Origin of the sequence: Pseudomonas sp. 86_A (genome assembly GCF_017491705.1) — a bacterium.
In the GTDB taxonomy this organism is placed as follows: domain Bacteria; phylum Pseudomonadota; class Gammaproteobacteria; order Pseudomonadales; family Pseudomonadaceae; genus Aquipseudomonas; species Aquipseudomonas koreensis.
In genome coordinates this window covers 108,062-133,620 of the sequence record NZ_JAFGYS010000003.1, presented here as the reverse complement: position 1 = coordinate 133,620, position 25,559 = coordinate 108,062, and the positions used below count along the sequence as shown (strand labels likewise).

Genomic DNA, 25,559 nt, shown 5'->3' with positions numbered 1-25,559 from the left:
CGATCCCAGTGCAGCGGAGACCGTGTCATGCCTGCGACCCCCAATGTTCTTCTTCAATCTGCCGCCCAGGCCAAAGCGCAAGCCGCTGCAGCGAAAGCGCCGGTCATGGCCGCAGACACCGGGGACAAGGCCTCAAGCTTCGCTCAGGTGTTCGCCGATCAGGGCCCGAAAAAGACCCTCGTCAGCACCGATAACTCGTTGAAACCGGCGCGTGACAAGGTCGCCGACAACAGCAATAAACAGGACGCCGGCAAGTCATCCCCTGCCGCCGCGCAACAGACCGTTGCCGATAGCGGCAATGCCTTGCCTGCCGACAAGCCAGCCTCGACGGCGGCGGATGATCAGCAAGCCAGCGACGATGCTGCCGCCGACTCGGCGCAGACGCCGGTGGCCGATGCCACCCCGGTTGATCCGGCGCTGGATCCGGCCCTGGCGCAAACCGTCCAGCCGCTGGTGACCACGCCCGTGGTGCCAGCCCCCGTTGCTGAAACCCCGGCACTGGCCAAAGCCGAAACACCGCAGGTGGCGGCTAGCGTCGCGCCGGCGGTGGTCAAAGATCCGGCGGCCTCCACCGACAGCGATTTCGACCCGGCGGCCGATCCCCTCGACTCGCTGCCAGCGGTGCGCATGGCGATGGAGCAGGGCGGGCATATTTCCGCCAGCAGTCAGGCACAACCCAAGGCTACGCCGGCCCAGACTCAGGCCGACGGTGAATTGACTTCGGCGCAGACCTTTGCCGCCGGCATGGCCAGCATGCTCGACGTGCAGGCCGACAAGGACAGCACCAGTCAGAATGGCGAGAAAACCTTCAGCGGCCTGATTGACGACGGCCTTAAAGATCTCAAGTCCGCCACCAGCGATACCCGTGTCGATGATTTCGCCAACCGTCTGGCGGCGCTGACCCAGGCGGCCACCCCGAAAACCGCGAACGCGGTGCCGGTGAACCAACCGATCGCCATGCACCAGAGCGGCTGGACCGAAGAAATCGTCAACCGCGTCATGTACCTGTCGAGCGCCAACCTGAAGGCTGCCGACATTCAATTGCAGCCGGCCGAGCTCGGGCGTCTGGACATTCGGGTCAACATGGTTCCTGACCAGCAGACCCAAGTGACGTTCATGAGTGCGCACCCAAGTGTGCGTGAAGCCCTCGACGGCCAGATGCACCGCCTGCGCGACATGTTTACCCAGCAGGGCATGGGCCAGGTCGACGTCAACGTCTCCGACCAGAGCCGTGGCTGGCAGGGTCAGCAGGGCCAGGAACAGGCGCAGCAGGGCCAGAGTGGCCGCACCAGCGCCGCTGGGGGGCGTCTGGATTCGGCCGATGAAGAATTGGCGCCGGCGGCAGTGGCTGAAGCCGCTGCGCAAACCACCAGCGTGATTGGCAGCAGCGCGGTCGACTATTACGCCTGACGATTGCGGCGACACTAAAAGATCGCAGCCTTCGGCAGCTCCTACAGGGTGTACACCTTCCAATGTAGGAGCTGCCGAAGGCTGTGATCTTTTGCTTTTGGCTCTCGTCGATTTCTTGCAGGCCCCTTCCTCCGACACTTCTGGCATAACACTTGCTCTTGCCTTGCCGTGCGACTGTGAAAACCCGAATAGTGACGGATTATTGGCATGGCGAAGAGTGAAGCAGCAGCTGTAAAAGACCCCGCGACCAAAGGCAAACTCAAGATGATCATCCTGATCGTGGTGGCTCTGCTGCTGGCGATCGGTGTGTCCGTGGGCGCGACCTGGTACTTCATGCACAGTGCTCAGAGCAAGCCTGCCGCAGCGGCCGAAGCCGCGCCGACCGGCAAGCAGCCAGCGATTTTCGAGCCGATGGCGCCGGCGTTCGTCGCCAACTACAACCAGAACGGCCGTCAGCGCTACATGCAGGTGAGCATCACCATGCTGGCGCGTAACCAGGCCGATCTGGAGGCGCTCAAAGTGCACATGCCGGTGATCCGCAACAACCTGGTGATGCTCTTCTCCGGTCAGGATTTCGCCACGCTGGCGACCCCGGTCGGGCAAGAGATGTTGCGCCAGAAGGCCACAGCCAGCGTCCAGGAAGTGGCGCAGAAAGAGCTGGGCAAAGTGGTGATCGAACAGTTGCTTTTCACTAATTTCGTACTGCAGTAGGAACACGACATGGCCGTGCAGGATCTGCTGTCCCAGGATGAAATCGACGCGCTGTTGCATGGCGTCGACGATGGTCTGGTACAGACCGATAACGCTGCCGAACCCGGCAGTGTCAAAAGCTACGACCTGACCAGCCAGGATCGCATCGTCCGCGGACGCATGCCGACTCTGGAAATGATCAACGAGCGTTTTGCCCGTTACACCCGCATCAGCATGTTCAACATGCTGCGCCGCTCGGCAGACGTCGCCGTCGGTGGCGTCCAGGTGATGAAGTTCGGCGAATACGTGCACTCGCTGTACGTGCCGACCAGCCTCAACCTGGTCAAGATCAAACCGCTGCGCGGCACCGCGCTGTTCATTCTCGACGCCAAACTGGTGTTCAAGCTGGTGGACAACTTCTTCGGCGGCGACGGCCGTCACGCGAAGATCGAAGGGCGTGAGTTCACCCCGACCGAACTGCGTGTGGTGCGCATGGTGCTGGAGCAGGCGTTCGTCGATCTGAAGGAAGCCTGGCAGGCGATCATGGAAGTCAATTTCGAGTACATCAACTCGGAAGTGAACCCGGCCATGGCCAACATCGTCGGCCCGAGCGAAGCGATTGTGGTCTCCACCTTCCACATCGAACTCGATGGCGGTGGCGGTGACCTGCACGTGACCATGCCGTACTCGATGATCGAGCCGGTGCGCGAGATGCTCGACGCCGGTTTCCAGTCGGACCTCGACGATCAGGACGAGCGCTGGGTCAACGCCCTGCGTCAGGACGTGCTCGATGTCGACGTGCCGATCGGCGCCACCGTGGCCCGCCGCCAGTTGAAGCTGCGCGACATCCTGCACATGCAGCCGGGGGATGTGATCCCGGTCGAAATGCCGGAAGACATGATCATGCGCGCCAACGGCGTACCGGCCTTCAAGGTCAAGATGGGCTCGCACAAAGGCAACCTCGCGTTGCAAGTGATCGAGCCGATCGAGCGTCGCTGAAGCGGCGCGCTCACCCCCACGCATTTAACTGAATTGTTGCCCGCCGAGGACAAATGATGAACGACGAAATGAACGCCCAGGACGACCAGGCACTGGCCGACGAATGGGCTGCGGCCCTGGAAGAGACCGGTGATGGCAGCCAGGCCGACATCGACGCGCTGCTGGCCGCCGACGCTGGCGCCGCAAGCTCCAACCGTCTGCCGATGGAAGAGTTCGGCAGCGTGCCGAAGAACAACGATCCGGTCACCCTGGACGGTCCGAACCTGGACGTGATCCTCGATATCCCGGTGTCGATCTCGATGGAAGTGGGCAGCACCGACATCAACATTCGCAACCTGCTGCAACTGAACCAGGGTTCGGTGATCGAGCTCGATCGTCTGGCCGGCGAGCCGCTGGACGTGCTGGTCAACGGCACGCTGATCGCGCACGGTGAAGTGGTGGTGGTCAACGAGAAGTTCGGCATCCGCCTGACTGACGTGATCAGCCCAAGCGAACGCATCAAGAAGCTGCGCTGAGTGAAACGGTTCCTGTGGGCGCTGCTGGCGCTGCCGTTGAGTGTGCTGGCCGCTGAACCTGCTGCAACGACCGCCACGGCGGTCGCGCCGGCAATCGGCAGTGGCGTGGCGGGTCAACTGACACAACTGGTGTTCGGCCTGTTGCTGGTGCTGGGGTTGATCTTCTTCCTCGCCTGGCTGCTGCGCCGGGTGCAGCAGGCGGGTCCTGCGGGCAAGGGTCAGGTGATCGAGCTGATCGGCTCCCGCGCTCTCGGTCCGCGTGATCGGCTGATGCTGGTGCAGGTCGGCAACGAGCAGATTCTGCTTGGCCTCAGCCCCGGCACCATCACCGCACTGCATGTGCTCAAGGAGCCGGTACAGGTGCCGAGCACTGCCGAGAAAGCGACCCCGGAATTTGCCCAGCATCTGCTGAAGATTCTCGGCAAGGATCAGAAGGATAAGAAGTAATGGGTGCGCTACGCATCGTCTTGACGCTGGCCCTGATGCTGGCCGCGCCGCTGGCGTTCGCCGCCGATCCGTTGTCGATCCCGGCGATCACGCTGGGCACCAACGCCGATGGCGCGCAGGAGTATTCGGTCAGCCTGCAGATCCTGCTGATCATGACCGCCCTGAGCTTCATTCCGGCGGCCGTGATTCTGATGACCAGTTTTACCCGGATCATCATCGTCTTCTCGATCCTGCGTCAGGCCCTCGGCCTGCAACAGACGCCGTCGAACCAGATCCTCACCGGCATGGCGCTGTTCCTCACCATGTTCATCATGGCGCCGGTGTTCGACCGGGTGAACAACGATGCGCTGCAGCCGTACCTGGCAGAAAAACTCACCGCGCAGCAAGCAGTGGAAAAGGCCCAGGTGCCGATCAAGGACTTCATGCTCGCCCAGACCCGCACCAGCGATCTGGAGCTGTTCATGCGCCTGTCCAAGCGCACCGACATTGCCACTCCGGATCAGGCACCGCTGACCATTCTGGTGCCGGCGTTCGTCACCTCCGAGCTGAAAACCGCGTTCCAGATCGGCTTCATGATCTTCATTCCGTTCCTGATCATCGACCTGGTCGTGGCCAGTGTGCTGATGGCGATGGGTATGATGATGCTGTCGCCGCTGATCATTTCCCTGCCGTTCAAAATCATGCTGTTCGTGCTGGTGGATGGCTGGGCGCTGATCATCGGCACTCTGGCCAGTAGCTTCGGGGGTGTTTCGCCATGACGCCGGAAGTTGCGGTCGATATCTTTCGTGAAGCGCTGTGGCTGACCACGATGATGGTCGCCATTCTGGTGGTGCCGAGCCTGTTGGTCGGCCTGCTGGTGGCGATGTTCCAGGCCGCGACGCAGATCAACGAACAGACCCTGAGCTTCCTGCCGCGTCTGCTGGTGATGCTGGTGACCCTGATCGTTGCCGGTCCGTGGATCGTGCAGACCTTCATGGAATACATCATCCAGCTCTACAAAAACATCCCGATGGTCATCGGCTGAGCCATGCAATCGCTGCTTCAGCTGACCGACACCCAGATCAGTAGCTGGGTGGCGGCGTTCATGTTGCCGCTGTTTCGCGTCGCCTCGATGCTGATGGTCATGCCGGTGTTCGGCACCACGTTGGTGTCGCGCCGGATACGTCTGTATTTCGCCGTGGCCATTACCGTGTGCATTGCCCCGGGGCTGCCGCCGATGCCGGAGGTCAGTCCGCTTGCGCTCAGTGGCTGGTTGCTGATCGCCGAGCAGATTCTGGTCGGTGCGGTGCTTGGGTTTTCCCTGCAACTGTTCTTCCAGGCGTTTGCCGTGGCCGGGCAGATTGTCGCGATCCAGATGGGCATGGGCTTCGCCTCGATGGTCGACCCGGCCAACGGCGTCTCGGTGGCGGTGATCGGCCAGTTCTTCACCATGCTGGTGACCTTGCTGTTCCTGTCGATGAACGGCCATCTGGTGGTCTTCGAAGTGCTCACCGAAAGCTTCACCACGCTGCCCGTCGGCGGCGGGTTGATGACGGCGCAATACTGGGAGCTGGCCGGCAAACTCGGCTGGGTGCTGGGGGCGGCGCTGTTGCTGGTGTTGCCGGCGGTCACGGCGCTGCTGGTGGTCAACATCGCGTTCGGCGTGATGACCCGCGCCGCGCCGCAATTGAACATCTTCTCCATCGGTTTTCCGCTGACCCTGGTCCTTGGCCTGTTCATTGTCTGGGTCGGTCTGGCGGACATTCTCAATCAGTATCAACCGCTGGCCACCGAGGCCTTGCAGTTGCTACGCGAACTGGCACGGGCGCGCTGAGGCATGGCTGAGAGCGAAAGCGGTCAGGACAAAACAGAAGACCCCACGGAGAAACGTAAAAAGGACTCCCGGGAGAAGGGTGAGATTGCTCGTTCCAAAGAGCTCAACACCCTGGCGGTGATGCTCGCGGGGGCCGGCGGCCTGCTGATCTTCGGCGGCCTGCTGGCGCAGGAGCTGATGGACCTGATGCGCCTGAATTTCACGCTGTCGCGGGAAGTGATCATGGATGAGAAATCCATGGGCACGTTTCTGCTGGTCTCGGGCAAGATCGCCCTGGTGGCGATTCAGCCGGTCATGATCACCCTGTTGCTGGCTGCGCTGATCGGGCCGATTTCCCTCGGTGGCTGGCTGTTCGCGGCGGGCTCCATGGCGCCGAAATTCAGCCGGATGAACCCGGGCGCCGGCCTCAAGCGCATGTTCTCGATGAAAGCGGTGATCGAGTTGGTCAAGGCGCTGGCCAAGTTTCTGATCACGCTGTTCGTGGCGCTGATGGTGTTGTCGGCAGACATCGATGACTTCCTGCGCATCGCCCACGAGCCGCTTGAGCAGGCGATCATTCATAGCGTGACACTGGTTGGCTGGAGTTCGCTGTGGCTGGCCTGCGGCCTGATCATCATCGCCGCCGTCGATGTGCCGGTGCAGCTCTGGGAAAGCCACAAGAAACTGCTGATGACCAAGCAGGAAGTGCGTGACGAGCACAAAGATCAGGAAGGCCGGCCAGAGGTCAAGCAGCGCATCCGCCAGACCCAGCGCGAGATGTCGCAACGGCGGATGATGGCGGCGATTCCTGACGCCGACGTGGTCATCACCAACCCGACCCACTACGCCGTTGCGCTCAAGTACGACGCGGAGAAGGGCGGGGCGCCGATGCTGCTGGCCAAGGGCAGCGATTTCCTCGCGCTGAAGATCCGCGAAATCGCCGTCGCCAACAACGTCATGCTCCTCGAATCGCCGGGGCTGGCACGTTCGATCTACTACTCCACCGAATTGGAGCAGGAAATCCCGGGCGGCCTGTACCTGGCGGTCGCCCAAGTGCTGGCCTACGTCTATCAGATCCGCCAGTACCGCGCCGGCAAGGGCAAGCGTCCGGACCCGCTGAAGGACGATCTGCCGATCCCGCCGGATTTGCGCCGCGATTCTTGATCCTGCTGCGCCTCGGATGGCCTGCTCGCGAAAGCGTCATTCCAGGCGCCGACATTTTCCCGAGACGGATGCCTTTGGTCTGAAAACGGGCATGACCTGTCAACTCTGACAGGTGTGCTTGCCTTCATTTTGCCGTTTGATTGCGCGGTGATTCCGCGCATTTCGCGCGCCTGTAAGGGAGCAAGGCAATGAAAGGTACGTTCAATCGTTATGATCCGAAAACCGGCAAAGGCACCATCACTCCAGATGCAGATCCTGTAGCGCAAGGGTTTTCTTTTGGCGCGGCGGCGGCGGGCGTCATGTTTGCGCAGGATTACCCGTTCAGCATTCCATTGGCCGAGGCCGGGCGCGTGAAGATCAAAAAGGGTAATGCGGTCGAATTCGATAAGCCATCAAAGGCTGATGGCGAAGCCACGAACCTGAAGTATTAGTTTTCCAGAAATCAGTCGCCCAGGTGCTGGCCTGCGTTTACCAGATCCGCCAGTACCGCGCCGGCTAGGGCAAGCGTCCGGATTCGCTGAAGGACGATTTGCCGATCCCGCCGGATTTGCGCCGCGATTCTTGACCTCACTGTGATGAAAAAACCGCCGCCCCGATTGACCGGTGCGACGGTTTTTTTATGCCCGACCCAATGATGCTTAGGCTCCTGCCGCAATCACCGTGGCGAGGGAGCTTGCTCCCGCTCGGCTGCGCAGCAGTCGTGAAACCAGAGCGCGCGGTCGGCCTGGAGGATCGAGTGGGCAGGTTTGGGTCTGCTGCGCAGCCCAGCGGGAGCAAGCTCCCTCGCCACAGGGGCTTGCCTGACTTCTTAGTCCGGCAGCTCCAGATTATCCAGCACTCGATTCACCGCCAGTTCCCCAAGCATTATCAGTTGCGCGATACCCTGCAGCGTCCTGCGCTGTGATGCGGGTATGAGATGGGCAAAGTCGTTGGTGATGGTTCTGGCTGAAGCCAGTGTTTCGCAGGCGTTGGCCAGCAACTCCTCGTTTTTGAAGTCGGCGGTAACGGCGTACATCCTGCGGGTTCTACGCGGCGGTGGAGTGGAGCCGGGCGTGCAGAGGTAGTGGTCGAGCGCACGGTCGGCGGCATCGTGGAGCTTTTTCGAATCGAGGGATTCGTAGGGGGAGGTGGGGTCGGTTTCGGGCGGGTTTGGCGTTGGTTTGATCATGTGAAGCTCCTAGAGTCGATGGGCCCGCGACCTTTCGCTGCGATACGAAAAGGAGGTGGCAGCTATACGCGGGTCGCAGACCGGGACTCTAGAACCGGCAGACCCGAAGGTCTCCCACGTACAGCCGCCATAAAAAAGCGGGTGTTGTGCGTCCAGAGATCGACGGGCTGCGAGACCCGATCGCTGATTCGTCAGCGACCTATCCACAGTAGAGCCCGCCCCCAAGGCGCACAAGCCGGCGGATTCTGGCGTAGCTGTAGGCAATGGCGCAAGGATGTGTAGCCTTGGAGGCGTGTCTGAAGGTGTCTTTTAAACGCCGGAGTTTAAAAGACGATTTGCGCTGACTGCACTGGCCCCTTCGCGAGCGGGCTCGCACCCACATTTGGATTGCATTTCAATCTGACATTTGCAATGCATTTCCCTGTAGGCCTTCGCCTGCTCGCGATAGCGGTCTGTGTGGTTTGATTGTATTGACTGGAAAATCCTCATCGCGAGCAGGCGAAGGCCTACATTGGTCGCGTTCACCTTCCTCTCTATTTCATTCCCCGGCAAAAGTTGGAAGGCTTCTTGCAGTAGCCGCCGTGCGCCTGCTTTGGGCGTCAAAAGTTTGCTTTAAAGGAACGGGGAAAACCGGTGGATCGCTCTCAGTTAATCAACAGCGCACGCTCGAACATTGCCGACCTCAGTCGAGGCAATCTGGGCGTGCCGTTGTTGCTGCTGGTCATGCTGGCGATGATGATGCTGCCAGTGCCGCCGTTCCTGCTGGACGTGTTCTTCACCTTCAACATCGCCCTGTCGATTGTCGTGCTGCTGGTCTGCGTGTACGCGCTGCGACCGCTGGATTTTGCGGTGTTCCCGACCATTCTGCTGGTGGCGACGCTGCTGCGGCTGGCGTTGAACGTGGCCTCGACGCGGGTGGTGATGCTCCACGGTCAGGACGGCCACGCCGCCGCCGGTAAGGTGATCCAGGCCTTTGGTGAGGTGGTGATCGGCGGTAACTACGTGGTCGGTATCGTGGTCTTCGCGATTCTGATGATCATCAACTTCGTCGTGGTGACCAAGGGTGCCGGGCGGATTTCCGAGGTGAGCGCGCGTTTCACCCTCGATGCGATGCCCGGCAAACAAATGGCGATCGACGCCGACCTCAACGCCGGCCTGATCGACCAGAACCAGGCGAAGCTGCGCCGCCAGGAAGTGGCCCAGGAAGCCGAGTTCTACGGTTCGATGGATGGTGCCAGCAAGTTCGTCCGTGGTGACGCCATCGCTGGCCTGCTGATTCTGTTCATCAACCTCATCGGCGGCATGGCCGTCGGTATCTTCCAGCACAACATGTCGTTCGCCGACGCTGGCAAGGTGTACGCCTTGCTGACCATCGGTGACGGTTTGGTGGCGCAATTGCCATCACTGTTGTTATCGACAGCGGCCGCGATCATGGTGACCCGTGCTTCCGGTTCGGAAGACATGGGCAAACAGATCAATCGGCAGATGTTCGCTTCGCCCAAAGCCTTGGCGGTGGCGGCCGGTCTGATGGCGGTCATGGGCCTGGTGCCGGGCATGCCGCACTTCTCGTTCCTGAGCATGGCTGCGCTGGCGGCCGGTGGCGCTTACCTGTTCTGGAAAAAGCAGAACGTCGCCAAGGTCCAGGCGCTGCAAGAAGTTCAGCGTCAGCAGGAACTGCTGCCGTCGCCGGCCCGCGCCATGGAAACCAAGGAGCTGGGCTGGGATGACGTGACCCCGATCGACATGATTGGCCTCGAGGTCGGCTATCGCCTGATCCCGCTGGTGGATCGCAATCAGGGTGGGCAATTGCTGGCGCGGATCAAGGGCGTGCGCAAGAAGCTTTCGCAGGATCTGGGCTTTCTGATGCCGACCGTGCACATCCGCGACAACCTCGATCTGGCGCCGAGCGCCTATCGCCTGACCCTGATGGGCGTGATCCTCGCCGAAGCCGAGATCTACCCGGACCGCGAACTGGCGATCAACCCGGGACAGGTCTACGGCTCGCTCAACGGCATTACCGCCAAAGATCCGGCTTTCGGTCTGGAAGCGGTGTGGATCGAAGTCAGCCAGCGTGCGCAGGCGCAGTCGCTCGGTTACACCGTGGTCGACGCCAGTACCGTGGTCGCGACCCACTTGAACCAGATTCTGTACAAGCACTCCAGTGAGCTGATCGGCCACGAAGAAGTGCAGCAACTCATGCAATTGTTGGCCAAAAGCTCGCCGAAACTGGCTGAAGAGCTGGTGCCGGGTGTGGTCTCGCTGTCGCAGTTGCTCAAAGTGCTGCAGGCGCTGCTGGCCGAACACGTGCCGGTGCGCGATATCCGCAGCATTGCCGAAGCGATCGCCAACAACGCCGCCAAGAGTCAAGATACCGCCGCGTTGGTGGCCGCCGTACGCGTCGGCGTATCCCGCGCCATCGTCCAAAGCATTGTAGGCACTGACTCCGAGCTGCCTGTGATCACCTTGGAACCAAGGTTGGAACAAATATTGCTCAATAGTCTGCAGAAGGCAGGACAAGGCTCGGAAGAGGGCGTTCTGCTGGAGCCAAGCATGGCCGAGAAGCTGCAGCGTTCGCTCATCGAAGCGGCGCAGCGTCAGGAAATGCAAGGTCAGCCGGTGATCCTGTTGGTAGCAGGCCCGATCCGCGCGATGCTCTCGCGCTTTGGCCGCCTCGCCGTCCCAGGGCTGCACGTGCTGGCCTACCAGGAAATACCGGACAACAAGCAAGTGACCATCGTTGCGACAGTAGGGCCCAACGGCTGAGGTAGTGGTTTATGCAAGTTAAGCGTTTCTTTGCCGCCGATATGCGTCAGGCCATGAAGCTGGTTCGTGATGAGCTGGGCGCTGATGCCGCCATCATTGGCAACCGCCGCATTGCCGGCGGTGTCGAGTTGACGGCGGCACTGGATTACAAATTGTCGGCGCTGGCGCCACGGGTACCGAACATGGAACTCGAAGATGAGCTGCGCAAGACCCAGTCGCGCATCGTCACCGCCCAGGCCGAGCTGAGCCTGCGTGGCGAAGCCGATGGCAATAGCAATCGCCAGATCTTCGCCGGGCTGCCGTTGACGGCCGGCCTGCCGCTGACCGCTGCCGAGCCGCTGAGCGAACCGACTTACGCCGCCCCGGCGCGTCCGGCCCCGGCACCTGCACAGGCGTCCGGCGGTGTCGATCCGCGTGCACTGGACTCGATGCGTTTCGAACTCAACAGCCTGCGCGAGCTGATGGAAGTGCAACTCGGCACCCTGGCCTGGAATCAACTGCAGGGCAGTCGTCCGGCGCAAGCCAACCTGTATCGCCGTCTGCAACGTATCGGCCTGTCCGGCCCGTTGTCGCGCGACCTGCTGGCGATGATCACTGACATCGAAGAACCGCGTCAGGCCTGGCGCATGCTGCTCGCGCACCTGGCGCGGATGATTTCCGTACCGGAAGTCGAGCCGCTGGAAGAGGGCGGTATCATTGCCATGGTCGGCCCGGCCGGCATGGGCAAGACCACCACCCTGGCCAAGCTCGCCGCGCGCTACGTGCTCAAGTACGGCGCGCAGAATGTCGCGCTGGTCAGCATGGACAGCTTCCGCATCGGCGCGCAGGAACAACTCAAGACCCTGGGGCGGATTCTCAATGTGCCGGTGACCCACGTTGATCCGGGCCAGTCGCTGGTGCAGGCGCTGGATCCGTTGCTGCGCAAACGCGTGGTGCTGATCGATACCGCCGGCCTGCAGGCCAGCGATCCGGCACTGCGCATGCAGCTGGAAAGCCTGGCCGGGCGTGGCATCCGTTCAAAAAATTATCTGGTTCTGGCAACCACCAGCCAGAAACAGGTTCTAACCGCCGCTTATCACAGTTATAAGCGTTGCGGGCTTGCCGGCTGCATCCTGACTAAACTGGATGAGACGGCCAGCCTTGGCGAAGTGTTGAGCCTGGCGATCAGTCATGAATTGCCGGTCGCGTACCTGACCGATGGCCCACGGATTCCGGATGATCTGCATCTGCCGCGGCGTCATCAACTGGTCAGCCGCGCCGTCAGCGTGCAAATGCAGGAAGAACCCAGCGAAGAAGCCATGGCTGACATGTTCGCTGATATCTACCACAGCCCGACCAAGCAGGTTGGCTGAGGTAATGAACAGTTTTTGTACCTACATCGATGGTCTGCCATGCATTGTTCCGGTTGAGAACGCGCAGCCAGTAATGTGGCCTCCGTCTATGCAAGACAAGGTAAAGAAATAACATGGGCAGCATGCATCCCGTACAGGTGATCGCGGTGACCGGCGGCAAAGGTGGCGTCGGCAAGACTAACGTGTCAGTGAACTTGTCTCTGGCGCTGGCAGAGCTTGGCCGTCGGGTCATGCTGCTGGACGCCGACCTGGGGCTGGCGAACGTTGACGTTCTGCTGGGACTGACCCCCAAACGTACACTGGCCGACGTGATCGAAGGCCGCTGCGAGCTGCGCGACGTGCTGTTGCAGGGTCCCGGCGGGATCCGCATCGTGCCGGCCGCGTCCGGCACGCAAAGCATGGTTCATCTGAGCCCGGCGCAACACGCCGGTCTGATTCAGGCCTTCAGCGACATCGGCGACAACCTCGATGTGCTGGTGATTGATACCGCTGCGGGTATTGGTGACTCGGTAGTCAGTTTCGTTCGCGCAGCGCAGGAAGTGTTGCTGGTGGTCTGCGACGAGCCGACCTCGATCACCGACGCCTACGCGCTGATCAAACTGCTCAACCGCGACTATGGCATGAACCGCTTCCGCGTCCTCGCCAACATGGCGCAGAGCCCGCAGGAAGGGCGCAACCTGTTCGCCAAGTTGACCAAGGTCACGGATCGTTTCCTCGACGTCGCCTTACAATACGTCGGCGCGGTGCCGTACGACGAAAGCGTGCGCAAGGCAGTGCAGAAGCAGCGAGCGGTCTATGAAGCCTTCCCGCGTTCCAAGTGCGCGCTGGCGTTCAAGGCGATCGCGCAGAAGGTCGATACCTGGCCGCTGCCTGCCAACCCGCGCGGTCACCTGGAGTTTTTCGTCGAGCGCCTCGTGCAGCAAACAGCAGGGCCTGTGTTATGACCGCGAGCGGTATGAACTACTACAAGAAGTCGGCACGTGACGCGCAGTACGAGTTGATCGAGCGTTACGCGCCACTGGTCAAGCGCATTGCCTATCACTTGCTGGCGCGCTTGCCGGCGAGTGTGCAGGTCGAGGATCTGATTCAGGCCGGGATGATCGGTCTGCTTGAAGTTTCGACCAAATATGACGCCAGCAAGGGCGCCAGTTTCGAAACGTACGCGGGCATTCGAATCCGCGGCGCGATGCTCGACGAAGTGCGCAAAGGGGATTGGGCACCACGCTCGGTTCACCGCAACACCCGTATGGTCAGCGACGCAATTCGCTCAATTGAAGCTAAAACCGGCCGTGATGCTAAAGATCACGAAGTTGCGGCCGAACTCCAATTGAGTCTCGACGATTACTACGGGATTTTGAATGACACGCTGGGCAGCCGGCTGTTCAGTTTCGACGACCTGTTGCAGGACGGCGAACACGAAGGGCTGCACGAGGATGGCGCCAGTGCTCATCTTGAGCCGTCACGCGATCTGGAAGATGAACGCTTCCAGGCAGCGCTGGCGGACGCGATTGCCAATTTGCCGGAGCGTGAGCGACTGGTGTTGGCGCTGTACTACGACGAAGAGCTGAACCTCAAGGAAATCGGTGAAGTCCTTGGCGTCAGTGAATCGCGGGTCAGCCAGTTACACAGCCAGTGCGCGGCCCGCTTGCGGGGGCGTTTGGGGGAGTGGCGAGCGCGCTGAAGGCAGTGTGGGGACACTGCGAACGAGGCTGGTGCGGTGATGAACGGCACCGGTCTTGCTCTGTTGTGCTCCAGACAGTCATCGAGTGCTTTGCCGGATTGATTGAAATGGCGCGTCCAGGTGCTGGGCGCGTTTAAGACTGCTTGGAGGTCGAATTGGACAAGAACATGAAAATCCTCATCGTTGATGACTTCTCAACGATGCGGCGGATCATCAAGAACCTGCTGCGTGATCTGGGGTTCACCAACACCGTCGAGGCCGACGATGGCACCACTGCCATTCCGGTGCTCAACAGCGGAAGCATCGACTTTCTGGTAACGGACTGGAACATGCCGGGCATGACCGGTATCGACCTGCTGCGCCACGTGCGTGCCGATGAAAAACTCAAGCACCTGCCGGTGCTGATGGTGACGGCAGAAGCCAAGCGCGAGCAGATCATCGAAGCGGCCCAGGCCGGTGTAAACGGCTACGTGGTCAAACCTTTCACGGCTCAGGCGCTGAAAGAAAAAATCGAGAAGATTTTCGAACGCATCGGCTGATGAACGCGCGGGGGAGCTATGGAGCATAAAGAATCTTCACAGGGCGATTTCGAATCGACCCTGAAAAAACACGCGGTCGAACTGGTCGAGAGCCTTGAAAAAGGCAGGTTCGGCGACGCTGTGCAACTGATCCATGAGCTCAATCAGACCCGTGACCGCGGCCTGTATCAGGAAGTGGGCAAGCTCACACGCGAACTGCACAGTGCGATCGTCAACTTCCAGATCGATCCGCACATGCCGCAGGCCGAGGAAGTGTCGCAAATCACCGACGCCACCGAACGCCTGGGCTATGTGGTCAAGCTGACCGAAGCCGCGGCCAACCGCACCATGGATCTGGTGGAAAGCGCTACCCCGGTGGTCAATGGCCTGGCTGAAGAAGCCCAGGCCCTGAGCACCGATTGGGGCCGTTTCATGCGCCGTGAGGTCGGGGCTGAAGAGTTCCGCGAACTGGCGCGCCGGGTCGACGGTTTTCTGTCGCGCAGCAGCACGGACAACCGTGCGGTGTCGAGCAACCTCAACGACATCCTGCTGGCTCAGGATTACCAGGACCTGACCGGTCAGGTGATCAAGCGTGTGACCCAACTGGTCACCGAAGTCGAAAGCAATTTGCTCAAACTCGTGCTCATGGCCAGTCAGGTCGACCGCTTTGCGGGCATCGAACATGACCGCGCCGCGATGCTTGCAGAAAAAGATCCACAAAAACATCTCTCGCAGGGTGAAGGTCCGCAGATTCATGCCGATAAACGAGAAGACGTTGTGTCCGGTCAGGACGATGTGGACGATTTGTTATCCAGCCTCGGATTCTAGAGTTTTGGAATTTTAGGTTTTTTGGGTTTTTAGACCTGTAGGAGCACCCCATTAATGAGCTTCGGCGCCGATGAAGAGATCCTTCAGGATTTCCTGGTTGAGGCCGGCGAGATTCTTGAGCAACTGTCCGAACAACTGGTCGAGCTGGAAAGCCGCCCGGATGACGCAGATCTGCTCAACGCAATTTTTCGCGGTTTCCACACTGTAAAAGGGGGCGCCGGCTTCCTTCAGCTCAACGAGCTGGTGGAGTGCTGTCACATCGCCGAAAACGTGTTCGACATCCTGCGCAAGGGTGAGCGTCGCGTTGATGCAGAACTGATGGACGTGGTGCTTGAAGCACTGGACGCGGTGAACGGCATGTTCAGCGAAGTCCGTGAACGTGCCCCGATCACGGCTGCGACTCCGGAACTGCTGGCCGCGCTGGCGCGTCTGGCCGAGCCGCAATCGGCCGATGAAGCCCCGGCTTCGCCGGTGGCCGAGATGATCGAAGAACTGGTCGTCGAAAGCGATGCCGGCGATTCGGGCGACATCACCGATAACGAATTTGAACAGCTGCTGGATTCGCTGAACGCCGCCAAGGCCGAAGCCGAAGCCCCGGCCGCTGCTGCACCTGCGCCGGCTGCCGATGCGGCCGCCAGCGATGAAATCACCGACGCTGAATTCGAGTCGTTGCTCGATCAGTTGCACGGCAAAGGCCAGTTCGCGCCGGACGCTGTCGCACCGACAGCCACTGCTGCGGCGGCGCCTGCTGCAGGCGACAGCTCGGACATCACCGACGACGAATTCGAAGCGCTGCTCGACCAGTTGCACGGCAAGGGCAACTTTGCCGTTGAAGCGCTGGAGTCGGCGATCGCCTCGGCACCGGTTGCGCCAGCCGCGCCGGCAGCGGCGGCTGCCGGCAGTGATCTGATCAGCGATCACGAATTCGAATCGTTGCTCGACGAATTGCACGGCAAAGGCAAGTTCGATGCAGGCGCGGCGACCGCCGGCTCCGCGTCGACAGTCGCTGCGCCAGCTGCCAAGGCGGCTGCCGCTCCGGCCGCCGCGCCGAAAGCTGCGCCCAAGCCTGAGCCAAAAGCTGAAACGCCAAAACCGGCTGCCGCTGCGGCACCGGCGCCGGCCCGTGCTCCGGCAAATCCGCCACCGGAAAAACCGGCGAGCGAAGCCGAGACCACCGTGCGGGTCGACACCGCGCGTCTCGACGAAATCATGAACATGGTCGGCGAGCTGGTACTGGTGCGTAACCGTCTGGTGCGCCTGGGTCTGAACAGCGGCGACGAAGCCATGTCCAAGGCCGTGTCGAACCTCGACGTGGTCACGGCTGACTTGCAGACCGCGGTGATGAAGACCCGGATGCAGCCGATCAAGAAGGTCTTCGGACGCTTCCCGCGTCTGGTTCGCGACCTGGCGCGTCAGCTCAAGAAAGAGATCAACCTGGAACTGGTGGGTGAAGAAACCGACCTCGACAAGAACCTTGTCGAGGCCCTGGCCGACCCGCTGGTCCACTTGGTGCGCAACGCCGTCGACCACGGCATCGAGTCGCCGGAAGAACGCGAAGTGTCGGGCAAGGCCCGTGGCGGTCGTGTGGTGCTGGCGGCCGAGCAGGAAGGCGACCACATCCTGTTGTCGATCTCTGACGACGGCAAGGGCATGGACCCGAACGTCCTGCGTTCGATCGCGGTAAAACGCGGTGTGATGGACAAGGATGCGGCCGATCGCCTGAGCGATACCGAGTGCTACAACCTGATTTTCGCCCCGGGTTTCTCGACCAAGACCGAGATCTCCGACGTGTCCGGCCGCGGTGTCGGCATGGACGTGGTGAAGACCAAGATTTCCCAGCTCAACGGTTCGATCAACATCTACTCGACCAAGGGCCAGGGCTCGAAGATCGTCATCAAGGTGCCGCTGACGCTCGCGATCATGCCGACCCTGATGGTGATGCTCGGCAATCAGGCGTTTGCGTTCCCGTTGGTCAACGTCAACGAAATCTTCCACCTCGACCTGTCGACCACCAACGTGGTGGATGGCCAGGAAGTGGTGATCGTGCGGGACAAGGCGCTGCCATTGTTCTACCTCAAGCGCTGGCTGGTCAGCTCCGCCGCTCACGAAGAGCAGCGCGAAGGCCACGTGGTGATCCTTTCGGTGGGCACCCAGCGGATCGGCTTCGTTGTCGATCAACTGGTCGGCCAGGAAGAAGTGGTCATCAAGCCATTGGGCAAAATGCTGCAGGGCACTCCGGGCATGTCCGGCGCCACCATCACCGGTGACGGCCGCATCGCTCTGATCCTCGATGTTCCAAGCATGCTCAAGCGTTACGCCGCACGGCGTATTTGAATCCGGGGCGGCGGGGCGACAACGTCCCGCTGCACCTAATGGAGTGTTTATGGCAGTCAAAGTCCTGGTGGTGGACGATTCGGGTTTTTTCCGCCGCCGCGTCTCGGAAATTCTTTCAGCGGATCCGAGCATCCAGGTGGTCGGCACGGCCACCAACGGTAAAGAGGCGATCGATCAGGCCCTGGCCCTCAAGCCGGACGTGATCACCATGGACTACGAGATGCCGATGATGGATGGCATCACGGCGGTGCGGCACATCATGCAGCGCTGCCCGACCCCGGTGTTGATGTTCTCCTCGCTGACGCATGAAGGCGCCCGGGTGACCCTGGATGCGCTGGACGCTGGCGCGGTGGATTTCCTGCCGAAGAATTTCGAAGACATCTCGCGTAACCCCGAGAAGGTCAAGCAACTGCTGTGCGAGAAGGTTCACAGCATCTCGCGCAGTAATCGTCGTTTCAGTGCTTACAGTGCGCCGGCTCCGGCCGCTGCACCGACGCCTGCGCCGGCTCCGCCGGCATCGAGCTTCAGCAGCCACGGCAGCAGCGCTCCGACACGTCCGGCGCCTGCGCCTGCACCTGTTGCCAGCCGCGCCCCGGCGGCCAGCGCTTCGTCGCCGGCACCGAAACGCAAAGCCTACAAACTGGTCGCCATCGGCACCTCGACTGGCGGCCCGGTGGCCCTGCAACGGGTGCTGACCCAGTTGCCGGCGAACTTCCCGGCACCGATCGTGCTGATCCAGCACATGCCGGCGGCGTTCACCAAAGCGTTTGCCGAGCGTCTGGACAAGCTGTGCCGCATCAGCGTCAAGGAAGCCGAGGATGGCGACATCCTGCGTCCGGGCCTGGCGCTGCTGGCGCCGGGTGGCAAGCAGATGATGATCGACGGCCGTGGCGCGGTGAAAATCCTCCCGGGCGACGAGCGTCTGAACTACAAACCGTGCGTGGACATCACCTTCGGTTCCGCCGCCAAGTCCTACGGTGACAAAGTTCTGGCGGTGGTGCTGACCGGCATGGGCGCCGACGGCCGCGAAGGCGCGCGTCTGCTCAAGCAGGGCGGCAGCTCGGTGTGGGCGCAGGACGAAGCCAGCTGCGTCATCTACGGCATGCCGATGGCCATCGTCAAAGCCGATCTGGCTGACGCGGTGTACGGCCTGGACGACATCGGCAAGCACATCGTCGAGGCGTGTATCTGATGGATGTTCTTAGCCTTATCGGGATCATCATGGCGTTCGTCGCCATCATCGGCGGCAACTACCTTGAAGGCGGTCACCTCGGCGCGCTGGCCAACGGCCCGGCGGCGCTGATCGTCCTCGGTGGCACCATCGGTGCCGCGCTGCTGCAATCGCCGATGAGCGCCTTCAAGCGCGCCATGCAGATCCTCGCCTGGATCCTGTTTCCGCCGCGGGTGGACCTGGCCGGCGGTATCGACCGCGTGGTCAACTGGAGCCTCACCGCACGCAAGGAAGGCCTGCTCGGGCTGGAAGGCGTAGCCGATGCCGAACCGGACAACTACTCGCGCAAGGGCCTGCAACTGCTGGTCGATGGCGCCGAGCCGGAAGCGATCCGCAGCATCCTCGAAGTGGATTTCTACACCCAGGAAGCCCGCGACATCGAAGCCGCCAAAGTCTTTGAAAGCATGGGCGGCTACGCGCCGACCATCGGCATCATCGGTGCGGTGATGGGCCTGATTCACGTGATGGGCAACCTCGCCGATCCGACCCAGCTGGGCAGCGGCATCGCCGTGGCCTTCGTCGCCACAATCTACGGTGTTGCCAGTGCCAACCTGGTGTTGCTGCCGGTGGCGGCCAAGCTCAAGTCAATCGCGTTGCGGCAGTCGCGTTATCGCGAAATGTTGTTGGAAGGGATCTTGTCGATCGCCGAAGGTGAAAACCCTCGCTCCATTGAGTTGAAGCTGCAAGGCTTCATGGATTAAGGGAATAACCTCATGGCCCGTCGCAGGCATCAGGAAGAACACGTCAACCACGAGCGCTGGCTCGTGTCCTACGCGGATTTCATCACGCTGCTGTTCGCGTTCTTCGTGGTGATGTACTCGATCTCGTCGATCAACGAAGGCAAATACAAGGTCATTTCCGAAGCGCTGATCGGGGTTTTCACCGACTCCGACCGCTCGCTCAAGCCGATCCCGATCGGTGATGAACGACCGAAGACCGTGACCCCGGCCAAGCCGCTGGTCAAGGACGCCGAGCAGGTCGACGCCGGTATCGCCGGGGCCAGCGATCCGTTGAAAAGCATCGCCGATGACATCAGCGCCGCGTTCGGCGACCTGATCGCTTCCAACCAGATGACCGTGCGCGGCAACGAGTTGTGGGTCGAGATCGAACTCAACTCCAGCCTGTTGTTCGGCAGCGGCGACGCCATGCCGAGCGACATCGCCTTCAACATCATCGACAAGGTGGCGGCGATCCTCAAACCGTTCGACAACCCGATCCACGTCGAAGGCTTTACCGACGATCAGCCGATTCGCACCGCGCAGTACCCGACCAACTGGGAGCTGTCCTCGGCGCGTTCGGCCAGCATCGTGCGGATGCTGGCGATGCAGGGGGTGAACCCCGGCCGTCTGGCCTCGGTGGGCTACGGCGAGTTCCAGCCAGTGGCCAACAACGCCACGGCCGAGGGCCGCGCGAAAAACCGTCGGGTGGTGCTGGTGGTGTCGCGCAATCTCGATGTGCGCCGCAGTCTGACCGGCACCGGAACCGCGAATGCACAACCGGACGCGGCATTGAAGCGCGCTGGCACACAAACTGCACCGACCCCGGTCAAGACGCCGGGACGCGAGAGTGCCGTCAATTCTCCGTCACCCGCATTAATACGCTGAGCTATGTCTCGGTCGAGCATCTCGGCCGGGAGGAACGAACTGAATGAGAGTCTGGGCAGTCGCCAATCAAAAGGGTGGTGTCGGTAAAACCACATCTTCCATCGCTTTAGCCGGATTGCTGGCGGAGGCGGGCAAGCGCGTGGTTGTGGTCGATCTCGACCCGCACGGCTCGATGACCAGCTATTTCGGCTACGACCCCGACAGCCTGGAACACAGCAACTACGACCTGTTTCTGCACAAGGGCAGCGTGCCGCAAGGCTTGCCCGGGCAGTTGCTGCTGTCGACCAGCGACGAACGCATTTCGCTGCTGCCGTCGAGCACCGCACTCGCGACCCTTGAGCGCCAGTCGCCGGGGCAAAGTGGCCTCGGCCTGGTGATCGCCAAGAGTCTGGCGCAGCTGTGGCAGGACTTCGATTACGCGATCATCGACAGCCCGCCGCTGCTCGGTGTGCTGATGGTCAACGCCCTCGCCGCGAGCCAGCAACTGGTGATCCCGGTGCAGACCGAACACCTGGCCGTCAAAGGCCTGGAACGCATGGTCAACACCTTGGCGATGATCAACCGCTCGCGTAAACAGGCGCTGCCGTTCAGCATCGTGCCGACCCTGTTCGACCGCCGTACCCAGGCGTCGCTGGGCACCTTGCGCGTATTGCGGGACAAATTCCCCGAGGAAATCTGGCAGGGCTACATCCCGGTTGATACCCGTCTGCGCGACGCCAGCCGGGCCGGTGTCACGCCTTCGCAATTCGACGGCAAGAGCCGGGGCGTGCTGGCTTACCGCGCGCTGCTCAAGCATCTGTTGGCGCAACAACTTGTTCCGCAGGTGGCTTGAGCATGATCTCTCTTCGTGTAGGAGCTGCCGCAGGCTGCGATCTTTTGATCTTGCTTTGTGGTGCTTCTGAAAAGATCAAAAGATCGCAGCGTTCCGCAGCTCCTACAGGGGGGTGCGTATGAATCGGCCGCTGAAGTTGACGTCGAAGCCGCAACTGGCGCTGCAGTCCTATCTGGACAGCTTGCTGCAGGAGATTCCTGACGAGTTGCCGCTAGTCGAGGCGCCGGTCGAGGTGATCGAAAGCTCCGAGGCGCTGGACGAGTTCCAGGCTGCGGTACTGGAAGAGCAGGCGCGTGATGCGCAAAAAGCCGTCAAACCTGCCGCGCCGCTCGCTGCGCCTGCCGCCGCGCCGGTGGCCAAGGCACCCGTCGCATTGATTGAAGAGGCCGAGCCGCTACGAGCGCCGGTATCGACCCTGGCACCGCTGCTGCAAACCCAGTTGCTGAAAACCGCGCCGGAACCGGTCGTGGCCGAGCCTGCGCCGGTAGCGCCGGCACCTGTGGAGCAAACGCTGGTGCCGCCGGTTGTAGAAGTGCACTTGCCACCGAACAACACGCCGCCACCGGTGGAAACCGATGGCCGTCCAGCCTGGGCGTCCGAGGCCTTCGAATGCCTGTTGTTCGATGTCGCCGGGTTGACCCTGGCGGTGCCGCTGGTGTGCCTGGGTTCGATTTATTCACTGGCCGGGCACGAGCTGACGCCGCTGTTCGGTCAGCCGGAATGGTTCCTCGGGATTCTGCCGAGCCAGGCCGGCAATCTGAAAGTGTTGGACACGGCGCGTTGGGTCATGCCGGATCGCTATCGCGATGACTTCCGTCAGGGCCTGCAGTACGTGATTTCGGTACAAGGTTACGAATGGGGTCTGGCCGTGCATCAGGTCAGCCGTTCGTTGCGCCTGGACCCGAATGAAATCAAATGGAGAAGTCACCGGGGTCAGCGGCCATGGCTCGCCGGCACGGTGATTGAGCACATGTGTGCATTGCTTGATGTATCCGCGCTGGCCGAGTTGATCGCCAGTGGCGGCGCAAAGCACTTGGGCGGCCACAAGCCGCTACATAAATCGACATAGCAGCCGACATAACAATCAGGCGATGGCATTTTTCAATGCCTCCACACAGAACACACACCGCCCAGTGCGGTTTTTTCGAGGGGTCAGGGTATGAGTAGTCAGGCGACGAATGCAAAAGGTTCTGAAGATCCGATCCTGCAATGGGTGACCTTCAAGCTGGACAACGAAACCTACGGCATCAACGTGATGCGCGTTCAGGAAGTGCTGCGCTACACCGAGATCGCTCCGGTGCCGGGTGCGCCAAGCTACGTGCTGGGCATCATCAACCTGCGCGGTAACGTGGTCACCGTGATCGACACCCGTCAGCGCTTCGGCCTGAACAGCGGTGAGATCAGCGACAACACCCGTATCGTCATCATCGAAGCCGACAAACAAGTCGTTGGCATCATGGTCGACAGCGTGGCTGAAGTGGTTTACCTGCGTCAGTCGGAAATCGAGACCGCGCCAAACGTCGGTAACGAAGAGTCGGCCAAGTTCATCCAGGGCGTGTGCAACAAGAACAACGAGTTGCTGATCCTGGTCGAGCTGGACAAGATGATGAGCGAAGAAGAATGGTCGGAACTGGAGAGCATCTGATTGATTCTCGAGGTGGCGGTCATTGTCCTGTTCCTCTTCTGGGCAGGCACGCTGGCAATGTTTCTGGCGTACATCAAGGCGCAGCGGTTGATCGCGGCGCAACAGGCACAGGGCGATGCGCTGCGTGACCAGCGCATCAAGGACCTGGCCAAGCGCGTCGACGACTATCAGAACGGCAACGTGCGCATGGGCGAAGCCCTGCACGAGCTGCGCTCGGTCGTCGGTCCGTTGCCGGACAAGATTGTTGCGCTGGAACAACGTGATCCATCGAGCCTGTCTTTCGCTCAGGCGGCGAAACTGGTGGGGATGGGCGCGAGCGTCGATGAGCTGACTCAGTCCTGCGGGTTGACCCAGGCTGAGGCGGAGTTGATGCGCAAACTGCACAGAAGCAGCTAGTAGCTTCGAGCTTTTAGCGGCAAGCAAGATCAAAAGATCGCAGCCTTCGGCAGCTCCTACAGAGATCTCATGTAGGAGCTGCCGAAGGCTGCGATCTTTTGCTTTTAGTGCTTAATAATCATCCCCGCGCTCGGTGACGTCCTTCTCGACCATCGGCGCCTGCGGATCATGCCCCTCGGGGAATTTCCCCTTCAGATTCCACGCAAACGCGATGATCTCGGCAATCGTGCGGTACAGCTCTTCGGGAATGCTGTCGCCCAATTCCATCCTTGCCAACAATCGCACCAATTCGGCGTTCTCGTAGATCGGCACTTCACGGTCGCGGGCGATCCGCAGGATTTCTTCGGCCAGTTCCTCGTCGCCCTTGGCGGTGAGGGTCGGGGCGTGGTTGCCGTCGTACTTGAGCGCGATGGCCTGGCGTGGAGCAGTGGAATCGTTCATGCGGTTTCATCCACCCAGCGGTGTTCGAGACGAGTCTGGTTGCCTTGCGGCGGCGTGCCGAGGTGGCAGTCGAGATCGCCGACGTTCAGCCCGCGATCGAGCAGACGCTGGCGCAGCGCAAACAGGTTGGTTTCGATCAGGTCGGCGGTGTACGGGCGTTCGGCCCAGAGCTGGCTCGACAGGCTGCCGGCAATCAACTGGGCCTGAATCTGCATCGGCCCCAACGGTTCCATGTCGAATGCCAGATCGACGCGCCACAGCTGTTGCCTGGGCTCGCGCTCGTCACGGCGTTCGTTGGGTTGCGGCTCTCTTTCCGGCGCTTCTTCGCGCTGGAACTTGACCTGCAGCGGCACGATATCCTGCAGGTTGCGCATGGGGATTTCCAGTTGCCAGGTGCTCATCAACCGGCCATCGTCGGTGACGCCGGTCTGTTCCAGGCTCGACAACTGATGGCTTTGCAGGCGCGACACGGCCGCCGCGGCGAGGCGCAGCAGATGTTCCAGATCACCTTCGCCGTCCTGGCTTTGCAGCAAGCGGTCAGGCAGCGGAAAACTGCTCGGCACCGGTTTGGCGCTGACCTGGCCGAGTGTGCCAAGGGCATTGCGCACGAAACTCGGCAACGCCTGCGCCAAGGTGTTGGCGGCGATGATCGCATTGAAACTGGAATTGCCCGGCACACCCGGCGACAGCTGCGCGATCAGCTTGAGCAGATCGGCTTTCATGTCCGGGGCCAGCGTCGGATTCTGTCCGGTCAGCAGCTTGGCTTCGAGGAAGGCGCCGCTGTTGGCCAGGGCCAGGGCGACACCTTTGGCGGTGCTCATCTGCTGCACGTCGGGCAGGTTGGCGAGCAGGCGCACGACGGCAGTGCGCAGGTCCTGCGAAGTCTGATCGTCGTCGCTCGGCAGGTTTTGCAAGGCGTTGAGCAAACCGTCCAGCGAGCCCTGGCGGCTTTGTTGGCCAACCAGTTGCTGGCTCACCGCCAATTGATCCTGACGGCTGCTCAGCGGCACGAACCTGAGCGTCTGCGAATCCTCGACCAAGGCCGAGAGCAGGGTGCCGATGCGCAGGGGCGTCGGGCTGTCGATGTCCAGCGTGGCGCCGCTCTGCGCGGTGTTGAGCAGGCTCACCAGCGAGCGGTACACCGTCGGCTGCCCCGGCACTTGCGGTAGCGTCTGCGAGGTCAGCACCTTGCCTTGCAACAGCGTGCCGACCGGCAATTGCGCGGTGTCGATGCGGGTGAGGGCGGCGACGCTGCTGGCGATGGCCTGTTGCACGGTGATCGCCAGATTGCCCGCCGACGGCTGAGTGACGGCCAGGTTGGTCCCGGTCGGCAGCGGCAGGTTGCTGCTGGCTTGCACGGTGGTCTGGCGGCCGCCGTCGACGGTCACCTTGAGCAACAATTGAAAGGTCTGGTCCGCCTGCTTGAGCGACAGCACCTCGGCCTGGGCGCTTTGCCCGGCGCCGATCAAGCCTTCGACCGGGGTCAGCAGCTTGAGCAACTCACCGCTCATCGCCAGCGGACGCGCGTTCGCCGGGGTGGTGGGCGGGAGCGGGAGGATGTTTATTTCGCCTGTCATACGCGGACACAACCTGAGGAAATTGCACGCTTGGGAGTAAGGCACGGCATGTATAATGCCGCGCGTCTTGCGCTTCGTTCAGAAAACATAGCAATTGTTTGATCCAGCTCTCTGATTCGCACCGTCATTGCATTTATCCTGCATCTCTTTAACGGCCGCGCCAGAGCCGACT

At 61.4% G+C, this 25,559-nt stretch carries 27 protein-coding genes and 1 pseudogene; 25 read left to right on the top strand and 3 right to left on the bottom strand.

Translation table 11 applies throughout. The features are described from left to right. Positions 1-27 precede the first annotated feature (27 nt). The 11 genes and pseudogenes from J5M57_RS06215 to J5M57_RS06165 all read left to right on the top strand — a co-directional run. The gene (locus J5M57_RS06215; RefSeq protein ID WP_207848213.1) at positions 28-1,410 is read left to right on the top strand and encodes a flagellar hook-length control protein FliK; all 1,383 of its coding nucleotides are present in this window, start codon (positions 28-30) and stop codon (positions 1,408-1,410) included. Between the two features lie 207 nt (positions 1,411-1,617). Further along, positions 1,618-2,121 (top strand): flagellar basal body-associated protein FliL, encoded by a 504-nt coding sequence (gene fliL / locus J5M57_RS06210; RefSeq protein WP_064586583.1) that lies wholly within the window; start codon positions 1,618-1,620, stop codon positions 2,119-2,121. A 9-nt stretch (positions 2,122-2,130) separates the two neighbouring features. Then, on the top strand, positions 2,131-3,099 hold the full coding sequence (fliM, locus tag J5M57_RS06205; RefSeq protein WP_003222890.1) for a flagellar motor switch protein FliM: 969 nt from the start codon (positions 2,131-2,133) through the stop codon (positions 3,097-3,099). A 53-nt stretch (positions 3,100-3,152) separates the two neighbouring features. Next, positions 3,153-3,614 carry a flagellar motor switch protein FliN gene (fliN, locus tag J5M57_RS06200; protein WP_164747895.1) on the top strand — a complete coding sequence of 154 codons (462 nt, stop codon included), beginning with the start codon at positions 3,153-3,155 and terminating at the stop codon, positions 3,612-3,614. After that, complete coding sequence (gene fliO / locus J5M57_RS06195) at positions 3,615-4,061, top strand: flagellar biosynthetic protein FliO (protein WP_207848212.1); 447 nt, start codon at positions 3,615-3,617, stop codon at positions 4,059-4,061. Then, entirely contained in the window at positions 4,061-4,819 is a 759-nt protein-coding gene (fliP, locus tag J5M57_RS06190; RefSeq protein ID WP_003222895.1) for a flagellar type III secretion system pore protein FliP, read from the top strand. Before fliO ends, fliP begins: the two co-directional genes overlap by 1 nt. Further along, a complete protein-coding gene (gene fliQ / locus J5M57_RS06185; RefSeq protein ID WP_064586586.1) occupies positions 4,816-5,085 on the top strand; it encodes a flagellar biosynthesis protein FliQ in 270 nt (89 codons plus the stop codon). The genes fliP and fliQ overlap by 4 nt, the downstream gene beginning before the upstream one ends. Positions 5,086-5,088: 3 nt before the next feature. After that, positions 5,089-5,874, top strand: a complete 786-nt coding sequence (gene fliR / locus J5M57_RS06180) for a flagellar biosynthetic protein FliR (protein ID WP_064586587.1) — start codon at positions 5,089-5,091, stop codon at positions 5,872-5,874. A gap of 3 nt (positions 5,875-5,877) precedes the next feature. Further along, a complete protein-coding gene (gene flhB, locus J5M57_RS06175) occupies positions 5,878-7,017 on the top strand; it encodes a flagellar biosynthesis protein FlhB (protein WP_064586588.1) in 1,140 nt (379 codons plus the stop codon). Between the two features lie 188 nt (positions 7,018-7,205). Next, a complete protein-coding gene (locus J5M57_RS06170; RefSeq protein WP_207848211.1) occupies positions 7,206-7,448 on the top strand; it encodes a hypothetical protein in 243 nt (80 codons plus the stop codon). Positions 7,449-7,459: 11 nt separating this feature from the next. Continuing rightward, a pseudogene (locus tag J5M57_RS06165) lies at positions 7,460-7,582 on the top strand (flagellar biosynthetic protein FlhB); the annotation flags it as partial. A 243-nt stretch (positions 7,583-7,825) separates the two neighbouring features. Here J5M57_RS06165 and J5M57_RS06160 read toward each other — a convergent pair. Beyond that, entirely contained in the window at positions 7,826-8,185 is a 360-nt protein-coding gene (locus J5M57_RS06160) for a hypothetical protein (RefSeq protein ID WP_169840960.1), read from the bottom strand. A 633-nt stretch (positions 8,186-8,818) separates the two neighbouring features. On the opposite strand from J5M57_RS06160, the gene flhA reads away from it, so the two are divergent. The 14 genes from flhA (at position 8,819) to J5M57_RS06090 (ending at position 23,369) form a co-directional block, all read left to right on the top strand. Beyond that, positions 8,819-10,948: a flagellar biosynthesis protein FlhA gene (gene flhA, locus J5M57_RS06155; RefSeq protein WP_207848210.1), complete on the top strand. Its 2,130-nt coding sequence runs from the start codon at positions 8,819-8,821 to the stop codon at positions 10,946-10,948. Between the two features lie 11 nt (positions 10,949-10,959). Further along, complete coding sequence (flhF, locus tag J5M57_RS06150) at positions 10,960-12,300, top strand: flagellar biosynthesis protein FlhF (RefSeq protein ID WP_064586593.1); 1,341 nt, start codon at positions 10,960-10,962, stop codon at positions 12,298-12,300. A gap of 113 nt (positions 12,301-12,413) precedes the next feature. After that, entirely contained in the window at positions 12,414-13,244 is an 831-nt protein-coding gene (gene fleN / locus J5M57_RS06145; RefSeq protein WP_003222917.1) for a flagellar synthesis regulator FleN, read from the top strand. Next, positions 13,241-13,981: an RNA polymerase sigma factor FliA gene (fliA, locus tag J5M57_RS06140; protein ID WP_007920004.1), complete on the top strand. Its 741-nt coding sequence runs from the start codon at positions 13,241-13,243 to the stop codon at positions 13,979-13,981. Before fleN ends, fliA begins: the two co-directional genes overlap by 4 nt. Positions 13,982-14,148: 167 nt before the next feature. Beyond that, positions 14,149-14,520, top strand: coding sequence for a chemotaxis response regulator CheY (locus J5M57_RS06135; RefSeq protein ID WP_003183998.1), 372 nt, complete (start codon positions 14,149-14,151; stop codon positions 14,518-14,520). Positions 14,521-14,538: 18 nt separating this feature from the next. After that, positions 14,539-15,327 carry a protein phosphatase CheZ gene (locus J5M57_RS06130; RefSeq protein ID WP_064586594.1) on the top strand — a complete coding sequence of 263 codons (789 nt, stop codon included), beginning with the start codon at positions 14,539-14,541 and terminating at the stop codon, positions 15,325-15,327. Positions 15,328-15,381: 54 nt separating this feature from the next. Continuing rightward, positions 15,382-17,661, top strand: a complete 2,280-nt coding sequence (locus J5M57_RS06125) for a chemotaxis protein CheA (protein WP_207848209.1) — start codon at positions 15,382-15,384, stop codon at positions 17,659-17,661. A gap of 49 nt (positions 17,662-17,710) precedes the next feature. Further along, on the top strand, positions 17,711-18,853 hold the full coding sequence (locus J5M57_RS06120; protein ID WP_207848208.1) for a chemotaxis response regulator protein-glutamate methylesterase: 1,143 nt from the start codon (positions 17,711-17,713) through the stop codon (positions 18,851-18,853). Further along, positions 18,853-19,593, top strand: a complete 741-nt coding sequence (locus J5M57_RS06115; RefSeq protein ID WP_003222929.1) for a flagellar motor protein — start codon at positions 18,853-18,855, stop codon at positions 19,591-19,593. The genes J5M57_RS06120 and J5M57_RS06115 overlap by 1 nt, the downstream gene beginning before the upstream one ends. 12 nt (positions 19,594-19,605) lie before the next feature. After that, on the top strand, positions 19,606-20,496 hold the full coding sequence (gene motD, locus J5M57_RS06110; protein ID WP_064586597.1) for a flagellar motor protein MotD: 891 nt from the start codon (positions 19,606-19,608) through the stop codon (positions 20,494-20,496). A gap of 43 nt (positions 20,497-20,539) precedes the next feature. Further along, entirely contained in the window at positions 20,540-21,328 is a 789-nt protein-coding gene (locus J5M57_RS06105; protein WP_003222933.1) for a ParA family protein, read from the top strand. 118 nt (positions 21,329-21,446) lie between these two features. Continuing rightward, entirely contained in the window at positions 21,447-22,397 is a 951-nt protein-coding gene (locus J5M57_RS06100; RefSeq protein ID WP_207848207.1) for a CheW domain-containing protein, read from the top strand. 90 nt (positions 22,398-22,487) lie between these two features. Continuing rightward, positions 22,488-22,973: a chemotaxis protein CheW gene (locus J5M57_RS06095; RefSeq protein ID WP_003222936.1), complete on the top strand. Its 486-nt coding sequence runs from the start codon at positions 22,488-22,490 to the stop codon at positions 22,971-22,973. Next, the gene (locus J5M57_RS06090) at positions 22,974-23,369 is read left to right on the top strand and encodes a DUF2802 domain-containing protein (protein ID WP_207848206.1); all 396 of its coding nucleotides are present in this window, start codon (positions 22,974-22,976) and stop codon (positions 23,367-23,369) included. 111 nt (positions 23,370-23,480) lie between these two features. Here the strand turns inward: J5M57_RS06090 and J5M57_RS06085 are convergent, their stop codons facing one another. Continuing rightward, the gene (locus J5M57_RS06085; RefSeq protein WP_207848205.1) at positions 23,481-23,810 is read right to left on the bottom strand and encodes an EscU/YscU/HrcU family type III secretion system export apparatus switch protein; all 330 of its coding nucleotides are present in this window, start codon (positions 23,808-23,810) and stop codon (positions 23,481-23,483) included. Then, positions 23,807-25,387, bottom strand: a complete 1,581-nt coding sequence (locus J5M57_RS06080; protein WP_207848204.1) for a flagellar hook-length control protein FliK — start codon at positions 25,385-25,387, stop codon at positions 23,807-23,809. Before J5M57_RS06080 ends, J5M57_RS06085 begins: the two co-directional genes overlap by 4 nt. Positions 25,388-25,559 lie beyond the last annotated feature (172 nt).

What these genes read in the sequence shown, in the direction of transcription:
- J5M57_RS06215 (WP_207848213.1), top strand. Translation starts at nt 28, where the DNA reads ATGCCTGCGACCCCCAATGTTCTTCTTCAATCTGCCGCCCAGGCCAAA.
- fliL (WP_064586583.1), top strand. Translation starts at nt 1,618, where the DNA reads ATGGCGAAGAGTGAAGCAGCAGCTGTAAAAGACCCCGCGACCAAAGGC.
- fliM (WP_003222890.1), top strand. Translation starts at nt 2,131, where the DNA reads ATGGCCGTGCAGGATCTGCTGTCCCAGGATGAAATCGACGCGCTGTTG.
- fliN (WP_164747895.1), top strand. Translation starts at nt 3,153, where the DNA reads ATGATGAACGACGAAATGAACGCCCAGGACGACCAGGCACTGGCCGAC.
- fliP (WP_003222895.1), top strand. Translation starts at nt 4,061, where the DNA reads ATGGGTGCGCTACGCATCGTCTTGACGCTGGCCCTGATGCTGGCCGCG.
- fliQ (WP_064586586.1), top strand. Translation starts at nt 4,816, where the DNA reads ATGACGCCGGAAGTTGCGGTCGATATCTTTCGTGAAGCGCTGTGGCTG.
- fliR (WP_064586587.1), top strand. Translation starts at nt 5,089, where the DNA reads ATGCAATCGCTGCTTCAGCTGACCGACACCCAGATCAGTAGCTGGGTG.
- flhB (WP_064586588.1), top strand. Translation starts at nt 5,878, where the DNA reads ATGGCTGAGAGCGAAAGCGGTCAGGACAAAACAGAAGACCCCACGGAG.
- J5M57_RS06170 (WP_207848211.1), top strand. Translation starts at nt 7,206, where the DNA reads ATGAAAGGTACGTTCAATCGTTATGATCCGAAAACCGGCAAAGGCACC.
- J5M57_RS06160 (WP_169840960.1), bottom strand. Translation starts at nt 8,185, where the DNA reads ATGATCAAACCAACGCCAAACCCGCCCGAAACCGACCCCACCTCCCCC.
- flhF (WP_064586593.1), top strand. Translation starts at nt 10,960, where the DNA reads ATGCAAGTTAAGCGTTTCTTTGCCGCCGATATGCGTCAGGCCATGAAG.
- fleN (WP_003222917.1), top strand. Translation starts at nt 12,414, where the DNA reads ATGGGCAGCATGCATCCCGTACAGGTGATCGCGGTGACCGGCGGCAAA.
- fliA (WP_007920004.1), top strand. Translation starts at nt 13,241, where the DNA reads ATGACCGCGAGCGGTATGAACTACTACAAGAAGTCGGCACGTGACGCG.
- J5M57_RS06135 (WP_003183998.1), top strand. Translation starts at nt 14,149, where the DNA reads ATGAAAATCCTCATCGTTGATGACTTCTCAACGATGCGGCGGATCATC.
- J5M57_RS06130 (WP_064586594.1), top strand. Translation starts at nt 14,539, where the DNA reads ATGGAGCATAAAGAATCTTCACAGGGCGATTTCGAATCGACCCTGAAA.
- J5M57_RS06125 (WP_207848209.1), top strand. Translation starts at nt 15,382, where the DNA reads ATGAGCTTCGGCGCCGATGAAGAGATCCTTCAGGATTTCCTGGTTGAG.
- J5M57_RS06120 (WP_207848208.1), top strand. Translation starts at nt 17,711, where the DNA reads ATGGCAGTCAAAGTCCTGGTGGTGGACGATTCGGGTTTTTTCCGCCGC.
- J5M57_RS06115 (WP_003222929.1), top strand. Translation starts at nt 18,853, where the DNA reads ATGGATGTTCTTAGCCTTATCGGGATCATCATGGCGTTCGTCGCCATC.
- motD (WP_064586597.1), top strand. Translation starts at nt 19,606, where the DNA reads ATGGCCCGTCGCAGGCATCAGGAAGAACACGTCAACCACGAGCGCTGG.
- J5M57_RS06105 (WP_003222933.1), top strand. Translation starts at nt 20,540, where the DNA reads ATGAGAGTCTGGGCAGTCGCCAATCAAAAGGGTGGTGTCGGTAAAACC.
- J5M57_RS06100 (WP_207848207.1), top strand. Translation starts at nt 21,447, where the DNA reads ATGAATCGGCCGCTGAAGTTGACGTCGAAGCCGCAACTGGCGCTGCAG.
- J5M57_RS06095 (WP_003222936.1), top strand. Translation starts at nt 22,488, where the DNA reads ATGAGTAGTCAGGCGACGAATGCAAAAGGTTCTGAAGATCCGATCCTG.
- J5M57_RS06085 (WP_207848205.1), bottom strand. Translation starts at nt 23,810, where the DNA reads ATGAACGATTCCACTGCTCCACGCCAGGCCATCGCGCTCAAGTACGAC.
- J5M57_RS06080 (WP_207848204.1), bottom strand. Translation starts at nt 25,387, where the DNA reads ATGACAGGCGAAATAAACATCCTCCCGCTCCCGCCCACCACCCCGGCG.